11 protein-coding genes and 2 pseudogenes are annotated in these 12,881 nt (G+C 67.7%); 7 read left to right on the top strand and 6 right to left on the bottom strand.

Annotated features, from left to right (window positions below; translation table 11 throughout):
* Positions 1–764: 764 nt before the first annotated feature.
* The 4 genes from AC068Z_RS08865 (at position 765) to AC068Z_RS08850 (ending at position 4,465) form a co-directional block, all read left to right on the top strand.
* Complete coding sequence (locus AC068Z_RS08865; protein ID WP_478553696.1) at positions 765–920, top strand: DUF6131 family protein; 156 nt, start codon at positions 765–767, stop codon at positions 918–920.
* Between the two features lie 1,141 nt (positions 921–2,061).
* A complete protein-coding gene (locus tag AC068Z_RS08860; RefSeq protein ID WP_478553784.1) occupies positions 2,062–3,174 on the top strand; it encodes an amidinotransferase in 1,113 nt (370 codons plus the stop codon).
* A 132-nt stretch (positions 3,175–3,306) separates the two neighbouring features.
* Complete coding sequence (locus tag AC068Z_RS08855) at positions 3,307–3,867, top strand: hypothetical protein (protein WP_478553694.1); 561 nt, start codon at positions 3,307–3,309, stop codon at positions 3,865–3,867.
* Between the two features lie 64 nt (positions 3,868–3,931).
* Entirely contained in the window at positions 3,932–4,465 is a 534-nt protein-coding gene (locus AC068Z_RS08850; protein WP_478553692.1) for a hypothetical protein, read from the top strand.
* On the opposite strand, the pseudogene AC068Z_RS08845 reads toward AC068Z_RS08850, so the two are convergent.
* The 3 genes and pseudogenes from AC068Z_RS08845 to AC068Z_RS08835 form a co-directional block, all read right to left on the bottom strand.
* Positions 4,458–4,694: pseudogene (locus AC068Z_RS08845) on the bottom strand (transposase); the annotation flags it as partial. The gene AC068Z_RS08850 and the pseudogene AC068Z_RS08845 sit on opposite strands and share 8 nt — an antisense overlap.
* A gap of 154 nt (positions 4,695–4,848) precedes the next feature.
* Positions 4,849–5,793: a hypothetical protein gene (locus tag AC068Z_RS08840; protein WP_478553690.1), complete on the bottom strand. Its 945-nt coding sequence runs from the start codon at positions 5,791–5,793 to the stop codon at positions 4,849–4,851.
* Positions 5,790–6,146 carry a PadR family transcriptional regulator gene (locus AC068Z_RS08835; protein ID WP_478553688.1) on the bottom strand — a complete coding sequence of 119 codons (357 nt, stop codon included), beginning with the start codon at positions 6,144–6,146 and terminating at the stop codon, positions 5,790–5,792. Before AC068Z_RS08835 ends, AC068Z_RS08840 begins: the two co-directional genes overlap by 4 nt.
* Before the next feature lie 640 nt (positions 6,147–6,786).
* On the opposite strand from AC068Z_RS08835, the gene AC068Z_RS08830 reads away from it, so the two are divergent.
* Entirely contained in the window at positions 6,787–7,410 is a 624-nt protein-coding gene (locus AC068Z_RS08830) for a dihydrofolate reductase family protein (protein WP_478553687.1), read from the top strand.
* 333 nt (positions 7,411–7,743) lie between these two features.
* On the opposite strand, the pseudogene AC068Z_RS08825 reads toward AC068Z_RS08830, so the two are convergent.
* Positions 7,744–8,163, bottom strand: a pseudogene (locus tag AC068Z_RS08825) (AraC family transcriptional regulator ligand-binding domain-containing protein); the annotation flags it as partial.
* A 123-nt stretch (positions 8,164–8,286) separates the two neighbouring features.
* On the opposite strand from AC068Z_RS08825, the gene AC068Z_RS08820 reads away from it, so the two are divergent.
* Together AC068Z_RS08820 and AC068Z_RS08815 are read left to right on the top strand one after the other, a co-directional pair.
* A complete protein-coding gene (locus tag AC068Z_RS08820; protein WP_478553685.1) occupies positions 8,287–9,474 on the top strand; it encodes an IS4 family transposase in 1,188 nt (395 codons plus the stop codon).
* Between the two features lie 586 nt (positions 9,475–10,060).
* Positions 10,061–10,618 carry a hypothetical protein gene (locus AC068Z_RS08815; RefSeq protein WP_478553683.1) on the top strand — a complete coding sequence of 186 codons (558 nt, stop codon included), beginning with the start codon at positions 10,061–10,063 and terminating at the stop codon, positions 10,616–10,618.
* Positions 10,619–11,335: 717 nt separating this feature from the next.
* Here AC068Z_RS08815 and AC068Z_RS08810 read toward each other — a convergent pair.
* Both AC068Z_RS08810 and AC068Z_RS08805 read right to left on the bottom strand, forming a co-directional pair.
* The gene (locus tag AC068Z_RS08810; protein ID WP_478553681.1) at positions 11,336–11,944 is read right to left on the bottom strand and encodes a dihydrofolate reductase family protein; all 609 of its coding nucleotides are present in this window, start codon (positions 11,942–11,944) and stop codon (positions 11,336–11,338) included.
* 317 nt (positions 11,945–12,261) lie between these two features.
* Positions 12,262–12,861: a TetR/AcrR family transcriptional regulator gene (locus AC068Z_RS08805; RefSeq protein WP_478553679.1), complete on the bottom strand. Its 600-nt coding sequence runs from the start codon at positions 12,859–12,861 to the stop codon at positions 12,262–12,264.
* Positions 12,862–12,881 lie beyond the last annotated feature (20 nt).

The raw sequence follows: 12,881 nt of genomic DNA, 5'->3' as shown, positions 1-12,881 counted from the left end.
CCGCCCGCTGCGGGGTGTAAGCCTCCTCAACGCGTCCCGTCTCTTCCAGGGTCCACGCTTTGCTGTCCGTCGCGCCGTACAGGCCCGGCGGCAGCGTGCCGGTGTAGGCAAGGACCTCCTCGTGCCGGCCCGCCTCACCCCAGCAGCCAGCTCCGCCCGGAGCTGAACCAGGACGGGTGCTCCTCAACGAACTCGGCGCTCCACTCGTCCAGTAGAGCCACAGCGTCCTCTGGCCGAAGGCGTCAGCACGGTGATCCTGGCCAGCTGACGGGCGAAGTCGTGGCACACCCACTCCGAGGCAAGGCCCTCCTTGTTCCGGGCGGACAGCCCCCGCTGCCTCCAACACACTCCCCGCCCCGAGCGGAACCTCCGCCCTCTCCCAGCACGCTCGCTGGAAGCCGGCCTCGATGACCGGCTCCAGTAGGTGAAGGGCTCGCTCAACCTCGCTCGGTCCGGCCCGCTCGCGAACCGCCCAGAGCGCAGACCACTCCCCCACCCAGACGTGGCCTGAACCAGCAGCTTCCCCTCGCTCCGCTCCACCAACATCGCAACCAGAGGAGGAGATATCCCGCCCAGCGTTCGCATCTGCCACTCAAGATCATCCACGTTCCCCCAGCCGAGCGTACGAGCCACCACCGACAACGCGGTCACTTGCTCGGGAAAGGCGGATAGCAGCACGCAGGGCGGATAACCATCTCGATCGCGGATGCTCTTGTCTGGCCGGGGAACCCGGGGAGAGGCACCACTACGTACCGGAGGCCGCCATGCTTCTCATCGGCATCATCCTGCTCGTCATCGGCTTCATCACCGGCATCTCGGTCCTGTGGACGATTGGACTCATCCTCGCGGTCATCGGCGCGATCCTGTGGATCATGGGCTCCATGGGACACGCTGTCGCCGGCCGCCGCCACTATTGGTGATCTCCTCCCTCACGACTCAGCGATGCCCCGCCCGCCGGACCGGGAGGCAGCAGTGCAACAAGGCCTCCCGGACGCCGCGGATGAGCATTGATCGCCGCGTCCGGGAGGATCTCATCCCGGGGTGTGGGCGTGTGCAGGGGCATGCGTTCACTATGCGCGACCTCCACAACTAGTCCGAAGCGGCCACGCCGACCCAGCGCCCGCATTCCGTCCGTGTGTCTGCGGCCGGGCATCCATGAGTGCGGGCGGGGACGGTGTCTCGCCGAGCACAGCCGCGGACCTGGTGTCGGAGAGCAACTTCGCGTGCGATGGAGAGGCTGCCGGTCCCCGACACGGCCAGTGGCGTGCTCGTGGCCGGCTTCACCTGCCAGCCCGAGGACGCCCGGGGGACTCCTGGTGACCGTCTCCCAGCACACCAACATCAAACTCCGAGAGGTCGCCGAGGCCGTCGCAGCGGCCGCCGCCGGCACCCCGATGCCGCCAGAGCTTCAGAGACATCTGTCCGCCGCCGTGCAGACATGGCGAGCCCGGCATGAAAACAGATCTCCCGGGTAGCCGGTGCGATGCGAGGGAAGGGCCGCCACGCCTGGGGAGGTCGACGCGGCCCTTCCCCTTTGCCCTGTCGGACAGCCGCGCCGGTGCCGACCGCCCGGCATGCGGCTCTCGCGGCCAGCGACGTCATACGGGGCCCGCACGGGACCTCGGCCGCGGCGTGCACGGGCGGCACCGTCGCCGCGGGCTGGCTCAGTCGGGCGCCAGGGCCCCGGCCCCTCCACGAGGTCGCCGACCTCAGGGTCCAGTGGCGAGCGGTCGGTGTCGGCATGGGGCGACCATTCGACCAGGTCGTGCCCCACACTGCGGGACACCCAGCCGCCCGTTTGGCTGTCCATGCCAACTCAGGCACCTCTCATCAGATCGAACAAGATCTCACCGCGTCGGGCGCATTCGTAAAGCGACGCCCTTTCAGCACGACTTCGTTTGCGTGCACCCCGCCCGATGCATGCGTCGTCGTGGGGTACCGGATTTTTCGGGGTACCCGCACAGCGCGGCCTCCACGCGGTACCACGAACGGAGGCAGCGGCCGGATTTCTGCGATGGAAAGCGGACGAACATGGCGGGAGAGCCGAGGCCCGAGAGCCTCATGACGATGGTCGACGAGGACCGTAATGAACAATTCGCTTCTCCGGTCAATTCGCACAATGAGTGGGACCCGCTGGAGGAGATCATCGTGGGGCGCCTCGACGGCGCGACCTTCCCCTCCCGCCATCCGGTTGTGACGTGCAACGTGCCGTCCTGGGCAGGACGGCTGCTGGGATTCGCCGGTGGCTTCAGGTATCCGCAGATGTTGATCGAGCGGGCGCAGCACGAGCTCGAGGACTTCATCGCCGTGCTGGTCTCCCTCGGCGTCACGGTCCGGCGTCCGGACGCGGTCGACCACAGGCGGCGCTTCGGCACGCCCCGCTGGTCGTCGCGCGGGTTCTGCAACACCTGTCCGCGGGACAGCCTGCTCGTGATCGGCGACGAGATCATCGAGACACCGATGGCATGGCCGTGCCGGTACTTCGAGACGCACTCCTACCGCCCGATCCTCAAGGACTACTTCCGGCGCGGAGCGCGCTGGACCTCGGCACCCAAGCCGCAGCTGACCGACGAGCTGTTCAAGCCCCGCTTCCGAGCCCCCGAGCCCGGCGAGCCCCTGCGTTACATCCTCACCGAGTTCGAACCGGTCTTCGACGCCGCGGACTTCGTGCGCGCGGGACGGGATCTGTTCGTCACGCGCAGCAACGTCACCAACCGGCTGGGTATCGAGTGGCTGCGCCGCCACCTCGGGCCCGGCTATCGCATCCACGAGATCCCCAGCCGCTGCCGCACGCCGATGCACATCGACACGACCTTCGTTCTGCTCGCGCCCGGCAAAGTCCTGGTCAACCCCGAATACATCGACGTCGAGCAACTGCCCGACGTCCTGAAGTCATGGGACGTCCTGGTCGCCCCCGAGCCCGATCCGATCGACGACCGGCTGCTGAGGATCACCTCGATGTGCGGGAAGTGGCTCAGCATGAACGTACTCATGGTCGACGAGAAACGTGTCATCGCCGAACGCCACCACACCGGCATGCTGCGCGCCCTCGAACGATGGGGCTTCGAACCGATCCCCTGCGACCTGCTGCACTACGCACCGTTCGGCGGTTCCTTCCACTGCGCCACCCTCGACACTCGCCGGAAAGGCACACTGCAGTCGTACTTCGACTGACGTTGTCGACCCTGCTCAGCGACGCGCAGCCGCCGCGCCAGAATCACGTTCCAGGTGCCTTGTTTCAAACACAAAGAAGCGGCAATTCGGCACACAAGAGGCATAAAGCATGCACGTTAGGGGGCCCGCCCCATGTCAACAGGCACACTTCTAGCGATCATCATTCCCATCGCGGTGATCATTGTCGTGGTGGCCGTGGCAGCCTCGCTGATCATGCGGCGCCGAAAGCTGCGCGAGCGCTTCGGCCCAGAGTATGAGCGCACGGTCGAGAGGGCCGACAGCCGCACGGCCGGTGAGCGCGAACTCAGGGCCCGCGAAAAGCGGCATGACTCGCTGGACATCAAGCCACTGGACAGCACCACCCGGGATCGGTACACCCGGGACTGGGCCGGTGTGCAGGAAGAGTTCGTGGACCGTCCGGAGGACGCCGTTCACGACGCCGACCGTCTGGTGACCTCCTTGATGCACGAACGCGGCTACCCAACCCAGGACTTCGACCAGCAGGTCAGGGACCTCTCGGTCAAGCACAGCCGCACACTCGAGCACTACCGGGCCGCCCACGATGTCGACGCGCTCAGCACCCGGCACGAGGCGACCACCGAACAATTGCGGGGTGCCATGGTGCACTACCGGGCCCTGTTCGACGAGCTGCTCGCCGACGGCGGCGAACCCCGCCGCACTGCGCCGGCCTGACCCGGCTCAGCGGCCAGCCCGCCGCCCGCCCGGGCAGACACGGCCTTCCGGGAGCGGAGGAGAAATGCAAAGCAAGGACGTACCGGACACCGCCGCGGCGAGCGGTCTGTCCACCGACGATCTGGCCCAACCTCGTGACAGGCTCCGGCAGGAGGATGAGGCAGGCCCGCCGACCGGCGTACCGACCTACCCTGGCGAAAGCACGGCCACACCCAGTAATCAGCCACCGGACGAGGCCACGGCAGCCGACGAACGGCCTCGGGACGAGGCTCTGGGAGCCGAACGGGACCAGCAAGCCGGCGACCAAGCCGCTCATGCCGAGGATGAGGCCCCCCAACTCCTCACCTCCGAAGATGAGGAAGCCTTCCGCACACGCTGGCAGGACGTGCAGAGCAAGTTCGTCGACGACCCCCGCGACGCCGTACACACGGCCGACGCACTCGTCGCCGACGTGATGCAGAAACTGGCCACCACATTCGCCGACCACAAACAAGAACTCGAAGGACAGTGGAACCGCGGCGAACAGGCGAACACCGAGGACCTACGCCAGGCCCTGCGCCACTACCGCTCCTTCTTCAACCGCCTGCTGGTCACCTGACACTTGACAGACTGGCTGTCAAACGAGCGGTGCAACCGGGGTCATCGAGGGTGTCGACGGGCTGGGAGAGGCGGTCGTCGGAGGCGTTCAGCGCGGTCTTCCAGCGCATGGCCGAGCAGGCCTGGCCCTTGCCCTGCTCATTGGGGAAGTGGCCACGGGCATTGACCGCCCGTCGGATTCCTGCGGTGACGGCCTCGATGGCATTGGTCGCGCAGACAATCCGGCGGATGTCGGTGTCCAACCCAAGAACGGGTGGCGCCGTGTGGAGGAGCTTGAGGTGCTCTCCCAGTCCTGCCGGGCGGCATAGCGAAACGAGTCCCGCAGCGGGTGCACCCGCTGCGGGAATCCTGCCCGTACGGTGGTGACGTTCGCCGAGCAGGCGGCTACGTTGCGCTCGGCGGGGTTGACTGGACGTGGCGTCGGCGCGCACGGAGGAAGGGCGCCGTGCTGCTGAGCAGGACCAGGAGCAGGAGGACCACGCCCGCGGGGGTGAGCTGGACCGTCACCTGCAGCGTGGTGGGCAGGACAGCCACCGCCACGCCCGCGACGGTCAACCGGTTACGCGTGCCGAAGAGCAGGGCGATCGCGAGCACCCCGGCCCACAGGACCCCGGCCCACAGCGGGCCGATGTCGCTGACAACGCCCAGCGTATAGGGGTAGTACAGCTCTACGAGCTGCACGCCGGACACCAGGACGGCCGCCAGGACGGTGGTTCCCACGATCGTGCGGCGTTGCGGGAGGGAGGGGCCGAGCAGATCCCTGGGTGCGGCTAGGACGACGGCGCCGGTGAGCAGCGGCACGGCCAGTCGGATCCCTGCGATCGAGGGGGTGCCGTAGAAGCCGGAAGATGTGAACGCGTCCATCAGGACGTCGGCCAGGCACAGCACCATCGCCGGCAGGATCAGTGCGCGCGCTATGGTCCAGCGCCCGGTCCAGACAGCCGCGAGCGCCACCAGCCAGAGCAGCGGCGCGACGCCCGTGTTGGCCAGGCTCAGCACATTCGGGAGCGAGGACGCCGGCACGGTCGGGGCGCCGGGGGCGAAGAGCCGCAACAGGCCCGCCGCGAAGCTTCCCGTCGCCACGGCGACGGCCAACGGGGCCGCCTGCGCCAGAATCTGACCCGTCATCCGGTCGGAGCCGAGGCCGGTGCGCCGCCGAAGGCCGTGGCCGGCGACATCGAGGGCCTCGCGCAGCCGACCGAGCGGGCCGGCATCCTGCGTCGCCTCGGCATAGATGGCGGTCAACTCGGCTTCGTGCTCAGCGCGGTAGGCGGCCGGATGGAGGCGCAGCGCCCAGCGAAACGCGAGTGAGCTGTGCTGCTGCGTCATGCCAGAGCCCCCTTCGGGCGGATGGCGTGGGAGCGACGGCCGCCCAGTCGACGCTCTGCCTCGGCGACGACGGCACGCAGCCGCTCCGTCTCGGCGGCCAGCACGTCTCGGCCGGCCTCGGCGAGGGCGTAGACCTTGCGCGCCCGACCGTCCACGACCTCCTCGCGCTCGACCCGGATCAGGCCTTGCTGGACCAACCGGTCCAGCGCGCCGTAGAGAGTGCCGGTGCGCATCCGCACACGGCCCTGGGAGATCGCGTCGATTTCCCGAATCAGTCCATAGCCGTGCCTGGGCTCGTCGGCCAGGGCAGTGAGCAGGAGCAGCGTCGGCTCCTGAAGCGGTCGCTCATTCATGCCGCCTATATATATCAGCGACCGACATATACTGTCGATCGATTTATCCCCTGCCGCCCGGAAGCCCGACCTGCTGCCTGGCAGGCTGACCGCTGGGGCGGCGGCACGTCCGGCGACTGATATCGCCCCGTACCCGATCGCGCAGACGGTCACCGGCCGGCTGCACCTGGGCGCCGGACTCGACGACTACGGCATACGGCGGCACTCCATCCGGGAGCGCATCAAGCGCACGGCGAACGGTAGTCAGGCCACCCGCCCGGCAGGCGAGAAAGTGCAGCCACCAGGCCACCAACTCCAGGCCGGAAGGCCCTCACCCATTCCAAGAGCACATCAAGGATGACTGGCTCCAGTCGGACGTAGAACGGTCGACCGGCACCCGTCCGGGCTTGGCCACCACCCACCTTGGAATCGAAAGGGGAGGTCCTGCGCACAGCCACGCCCGGCCGCCTCCGGGATCGGTTCGAGATATGCGGTGGCGAGGGGCATGCTTCCTGGGCTGGGCGGTGGAGGTATCGACCGAGTGGGGAGCAAATGCGGTGACTGGACACGTGAAAGTCACGGCCGGCCTGGGTCCACCGATGAAATAGGCACCGTAGGTCAGTCATACCGAACGACAGCCTCAAGGCGAAGGAACCGCAGGATGAAACTGACGACCGTCACGAACATCTCTGTCGACGGAGTGACGCAGGGACACCGCCGCATCACTGTCGGGGCCCCACCCGAAGTCGAGGATGACAACGTTGACTTCGATCGATTCGGATGGGGCCCGCCGCTGCTCGACGATATGGCCTCGACATTCATCAGCCAGACCTTCCAACGCGCAGAGGCATTTTTGCTCGGCCGTCGCACGTACCAGATCTTCGCTGACTCCTGGGGAGCCGGCATGGATCCGGGAAACGCCGTGGGCCAGGCGCTGAACACACGGCCGAAGTACGTTGCCTCGACCACGCTCACGGACCCGCAGTGGCCGAATACGACTGTCCTGTCCGGTGACGTCGCGGGCGCCATCGGCAAGCTGAGAGCCGCGCCCGGCGGCGAGCTGCAGGTGTGGGGCAGCGGCACCCTGATCCGCTGGCTGCTCGACCACCGTCTGGTCGACCAGATCGTGCTGCTCACCTATCCCGTGGTCGTCGGCCAGGGCACCCGGCTGTTCCCCGCAGCCGGCCCGGACCTGGGCCTCAAACTGACAGACGTGCGGTCCACCCCGAAAGGGCTGACGATCCAGACCTACCGCACCACCGGCCGGCCGCAGTACGAGCCATGAACCATGGAGGAGTCTCAACGAAGGGCTGCAGGCAACGATCGCGATCAGGGCGTGAGCAGCCCTGCAACCAGCGCGAAAACCCTGCGGAAGAGATGAAGCCCGGCAGTTGGGCCACTTCTGCCAGCGAGCGCTGGGTGTGTGCCATGAACTGGCGGGCGAGGACGAGGCGGGCATGGTCCAAGAGGGTGGAGAATGTCTGCCCCGAGGTCGCCAGGTGGCGGTGAACGGTGAAGGAGTCGATGTACTGCTGGGCGTACGTGTGCGTATCGGATCGGCGCCCCACGTTCGCTTGCATCGAGCGGCCTTCCGGCGAGCACGAGGGATGCCGTTGAAGCCGACATTGAACTCGATGTCCGGTCCGAGCATGCGGTGATGTGGCGGGAGATGCGCCGGCACCGTGTGGCTGAAGCAGACCCGCCGGGGGCACAGGCGGTGGCCGCGAAGTGCGGGAAGTGCGGTGAGCACCTGGTAGGAGGCACCGACGGCGAGTTCGACTGCCCGGCGGACCGACCGGGCGCGGGGAAGGGCCAGGGCGACCGACAGCGTTGCCGTGTCTTCCGCCTCGATGAGTTCGGCGTTGGGTGCGCTGTTGTACCTGCGCTCGTACCGGATCTGCAGCCGGAGCACGTGTCGCATGTCCGGCTCTTCGCGCAGGAGCAGGCTGACCGGCCCCAGGCTGGACAGGCGGCCCGCGTGAGCGAGCCGAAGCCCGAAGACCTCGCAGCCGCTGGCCACTGCCGACAGTTCGAGCACCCGTGCTACTCCAGGCGGCCATGAATTTGTCGGTGCTGCCGTCGCCGGAGAGGCGCGGGCCTAGGGCCAATGCCGTTGCGTTTTGGGCCTCGGACGTTGGTTCCTGGGTAGTGGTCCCTGGGGGTGGTTGGTGTGTCTGCGGGCGTGTCTGAGTTATCGGGTCTGGGGCTGTTGACCTGGGTGTTTCCACCAGGGTTGGTGGATCGGGTGGTCGCGGCTTGTGGGTGCGCTGAGCAACGCAAGCGGCTGCTTCCCGCGCGGCTGGTGGTGTACTTCGTGCTGGGGCTGGCGTTGTTTTCGCCGGCTCCGTATCTGGAAGTGATGCGGCATCTGGTGGAGGGGCTGCGGGGCCAGGGGCTGCTGGGCGCCTGGCACGTGCCCGCGAAGTCCTCGCTCTTCCGCGCCCGGCAGCGGCTGGGCTGTGAGCCCATGCGGGTGCTGTTCGCCACGACCGCCAGGCCGATGGCCACCGAGGCGACACCCGGCGCGTTCTGGCGGGGCTTGCGGCTGCTGGCGGTGGACGGGACCTGCTGGGACGTCGCGGACACCGAAGCCAACGAGGCCGCCTTCGGACGTCCGGGCAACGGCCGAGGCCCGGGCAGGAGCGCGTTTCCGCAGGTGCGGATGGCTGCTTTGGTGGAGGTGGGCAGCCACGCGGTGCTGGACGCGGAACTCGCCGGCTGCCGCACCGGGGAAGTCACCCTGGTCGGCCGCCTGCCCCGCTCCGTCGGCCCGGGCCAGCTCGTCCTGGCCGACCGTGAGTTCCTCGGTGTGCCGTTGTGGCAGGCCTTCACCGCCACCGGCGCCGATCTGCTGTGGCGAGTGCCCGCCAACCGCGTCCTTCCGGTGATCAAGCAGTTCCGTGACGGCTCATGGCTCTCACAGATCCGGGCGAGCAGCGGCCCTGCCCGCAACGAGCCGGTCACCGTCCGGGTTCTGGCCTACCAGCTCAGGGGCCAGGTCGGTAAGGACACCGCCGACGGCTACCGGCTGGTCACCACCTTGCTGGACGCCCGACGGTATCCGGCCCGGCAGCTGGCCGCGCTCTACCGCGAACGCTGGGAAGTCGAGGCCGTGTTCGCCGAGATCAAGACACATCAGCGCGGCGCACGCGTCGTCCTCAGCAGCAAAACCCCCGAGGGTGTCCGCCAGCAGATCTGGGCACACCTGCTGGTCCACCACGCTCTGCGCGAACTCATGCTCAGAACCGCCGCCACCCGCGGCCTGGACCCCGACCGGGTCTCCTTCACCGAAACCCTGCGCTCCGCCCGGCGCAGCGTAACCGTCACACCGGGCAGCTTTTCCCCCTGAGCTCCTGATCAGAGCCTTAGTGATGCTGGAGCAGGACCTCCTGGAACGGCTCCTGCCCACCAGACGACCCCGCAGCCAGCCACGCGTCGTGAAACGCAAGATGTCCAACTACCACCTCAGGCGAACCGAACACCGCCACTGGCCGCAGCCGACCCGCACCGGCCCGCAAGCGGTCCTCATCACAAGACCCCACCCCTCAGCCCCATAACGCAACGGCATTGGGCCTAGGGCGTCCTGGCGAAAGGGCTAAGCGCGGGTCGTGATCGACTTCTCTGGTTTGGGTGTAGCTGCGGCAATCCTTGCTGCCGCAGGTGGCCAGGGTGCCGCGAACCATCGCCGTAGCCGCCGAAGCACGGAGGTCGCCGCCCTGCATGGCGCGACCGCCATGGCCGTACAGAGCCCGGCGAGCGCTGCATCAGTTGACGGAACGAGCACGCTGTCGGCGAACGGCTTCGCCAAGCCGCCCCCGTAGCCAACGATGCATGACTCAGCACTGAGGGCCCCTCTCGCTGATACGGGCCGAACCAAGCGAGACGATGCGTAAACTTTAGTTCCGATCTACTGATCCGGGAACTATAGTTGTCGCATGACGGTCTTTGAGATCACCCCGGAAGAACAGGCCGAACTCGACAAGGCGCTGTACGACGCCCTGAATCCGCTGGCCTCTGCGATTCGCTCCCGACAGACCGGGCTGCCCGTGGACCGTATCTGGCAAGCGGCTCCCGTCGAAGTGACCCTGTCAGTCCTGGCCGCTTGGAAGGTGATGGATGCCGAGGTCAGGCGGTTGACCGCGCACGCGGCAGCAACCGCCGGCTCCTACGGCGCCAGCTACGAACAGCTGGGGGCCGCCTGGGGCATCACGCGGCAGGGTGCCCGTAAGAAATGGCCCGACGCCGTCAGCCGCTCAGCGCCCGCGACATCGGGCCAGAGCACGCTCGCGCTCTTCGGAGGGACTGCCGAACTGGTGCAGGCACCTTCCGGCGCCTGGACCTGGACAGGCGTGGGCGCTGACGGAGCATCCGCCGCGGTCACCACTGGGACGCTCTACGCGACCGCGGAAGAAGCAGCAGCATATGCGGGCGCTTTCCTCAAAGAACACGCCCTCGACATCGCCGACCGTTCCCAAGGAACTCATCAACGTTAAGCCATGTGACGTTGAGTCTGGGCGGTCGAGACCGCACCCGGCGCTCCCGGGACCTGGACCAGCTCATCCGCGTGATCGGCCCACTCTGATCCCCACCGATCCAGCCCGCTGCGACAACTGGCACTTCAGCCAACACGGTTATGGCGCCAAGGGGATCAAGGCCAGTGTGGAGGCCGTGCACCGCGGGCGACAGGAGGACGCCCCAACACGTGCCCGCTGGGCGCAGCCCCGGCCAGGTCATCTGGATCACATCGGAGGACCTCGTCCCGTGCCGCCCCGGCTGCGCCGGGGCGGGCAGGATGAGTACTCGTCAACGTCCGGACGCGGCTCTCTCCTCGCAGTGACCGGCGGCGTGGTGCTCAGGATGCCGGGAAGAGGCGGGAGTCGGCCCGGGTCGCCGTGGGCGAGGGGCAGCCCGTCGCGGGCACGCACGGTGGTTCCGCAGTCGTCGCCCAGCAGGCGCTCACAGGAGGCGACCAGCTGCGGGCCACGGTCCAGGACCACAGAGGAGTCCCCGATGCCCCACAGGGGCTGGTTCGCCCAAATGCGCAAGGGGAGGATCTCCCGCGCAGCGGGGCCCGCGGTCTGCGGCACGGTCGGCGACCACGGTGCGTCTGTCTGCAGGATCACGTTCCTCAAGTGCACAGGCGAAGGAGCCCAACAACCGCCTGGACTGCAAGATTCTCTAGCGGGACCGGCGGCAGGTTGGAGTGCCGATCAGTCGAGGGCTGCCCCGTCCGGGGTGTTGGGGGCACGAGGGACCCGGAAACGGACATGCGTGACGAGCGGCGAGGCGAGGATTCTGGTCCGTTCCAGCTCAAGGTGTTCGGGTCCCACGTTCTCGAACAGCCGGCGTCCGTCGCCCAACAGCACCGGTGCGAGCTGAAGGTTGATCTCATCGAGGAGTCCCGCACAGAGTGCCTGCTGAGCGATGTCCGCACCCATCAGTGCGACATCCTTCCCGTCCGCCACTGCCTCCGCCTGCTGAAGCGCGCTTCTCAGGCTGCTGGTGACGAAGGTGAAGGTCCCGCTCTTCATGATGCGCTGGCTTTGAGCATGGTGCGTGAGCACGAAGCACGGCACCGGGAAGGGGGTGTCCTGCCAGACCTCGACACCCACGTCGAAGGTTCTTCTGCCCAGCACAACGGCGCCTGTCGAGGCCGATATCTCCTGTGCCACGGTCGCATCGACGTCGCTGGCCGGTGTGTTCAAAATCCATTCGTGCAGGCGCAGACCACCCCGGCCCATAGGGTGTTCGACGCTGACGTCCGGACCTGCCGTAAAGCCATCGAGTGACATGGTGACGTGCAAGACCACCTTGCTCATGTGACGAGCACCTTCCGGGCGGTAGTGACGGGCGTTCGAGGAGTCAGACCATGGGGCCGCGCAGAACTCATCGCCCAACACGACCTCGATTTCGCTTCGGCTACCTGGACCACCAGACCAGGGGGTGACGCTCGGGCCGACCGCGCGAGGGCAGAGTTACGGCTCGGCGGAGCAGTCCCGCCGGCTGCCGAGGGGACTGGAAGGGTGGTGTCAGCGACGCTGCCACCTACCACAGCCCCGTCAGGAGGAGGTCGCACTCGAGGTCTGCGGCCGTGGTCGCCGATCTCGCCACAGGCGGCTTATGCCCTCGCCCTGATTCAGGGACCGAAGGCTTTGAGGGTCGCGTCGACGAGGGAGTCCGCGTACGAGGTGGTCAGCGGTCGGCTGCGGTGCAGCCACCGCTGGAAAAGTGGGGCGTAGAGCATTTCGAGAGCGAGGTCGAGGTCGGCGTCAGGAGCGAGCTGGCCGGCCTCCTGGGCGCTGCGCAGGCGGGCCTTCTTTGCTTCGTCCAGTGGGCGGGCCAGCTTCTCGTGGTACTCGGTTGCCAGCGCGGCGTCATGGGAGATCTCGGTGTTAAGAGCGCGGATCAGCCTGTCGAAGGCAGGGTCGGCGAACTCCTTGACCGTGGCGCGCATGACGAGCTTGAGATCGGCTTCGAGGTCCCCTGTGTCCGGCAGCGCGACCGACTGCCCCTCCGCGCCCTCGCTCAGGGCCAGCAGGGCGGCGAAGACGACCGCGCTCTTCGACGGCCACCGCCGGTAGATCGTCTGCTTGCCGACACCGGCGCGGGCGGCGATGGCTTCGATCGTGACCTTCTCGTACGCCTCTTCTACGACCAAGGCGCGGGCGGCCGCGAGGATCGCCTGTCTGGACCGTTCCTTGCGCCGGGAGTGGTCCGGCCCCGTCTCAGCGGACATGTGTCCAGCTTATCCACTAA

The organism is Streptomyces sp. NPDC043726 (assembly GCF_056436565.1).
The sequence above is the reverse complement of the archived record's forward strand: the minus strand, read 5'-3'. Positions and strand labels throughout refer to the sequence as shown.

Excerpts from the sequence above, each read along its gene's own strand:
- AC068Z_RS08865 (WP_478553696.1), top strand. The coding sequence starts at position 765 with ATGCTTCTCATCGGCATCATCCTGCTCGTCATCGGCTTCATCACCGGC.
- AC068Z_RS08860 (WP_478553784.1), top strand. The coding sequence starts at position 2,062 with ATGACGATGGTCGACGAGGACCGTAATGAACAATTCGCTTCTCCGGTC.
- AC068Z_RS08855 (WP_478553694.1), top strand. The coding sequence starts at position 3,307 with ATGTCAACAGGCACACTTCTAGCGATCATCATTCCCATCGCGGTGATC.
- AC068Z_RS08850 (WP_478553692.1), top strand. The coding sequence starts at position 3,932 with ATGCAAAGCAAGGACGTACCGGACACCGCCGCGGCGAGCGGTCTGTCC.
- AC068Z_RS08840 (WP_478553690.1), bottom strand. The coding sequence starts at position 5,793 with ATGACGCAGCAGCACAGCTCACTCGCGTTTCGCTGGGCGCTGCGCCTC.
- AC068Z_RS08835 (WP_478553688.1), bottom strand. The coding sequence starts at position 6,146 with ATGAATGAGCGACCGCTTCAGGAGCCGACGCTGCTCCTGCTCACTGCC.
- AC068Z_RS08830 (WP_478553687.1), top strand. The coding sequence starts at position 6,787 with ATGAAACTGACGACCGTCACGAACATCTCTGTCGACGGAGTGACGCAG.
- AC068Z_RS08815 (WP_478553683.1), top strand. The coding sequence starts at position 10,061 with ATGACGGTCTTTGAGATCACCCCGGAAGAACAGGCCGAACTCGACAAG.
- AC068Z_RS08810 (WP_478553681.1), bottom strand. The coding sequence starts at position 11,944 with ATGAGCAAGGTGGTCTTGCACGTCACCATGTCACTCGATGGCTTTACG.
- AC068Z_RS08805 (WP_478553679.1), bottom strand. The coding sequence starts at position 12,861 with ATGTCCGCTGAGACGGGGCCGGACCACTCCCGGCGCAAGGAACGGTCC.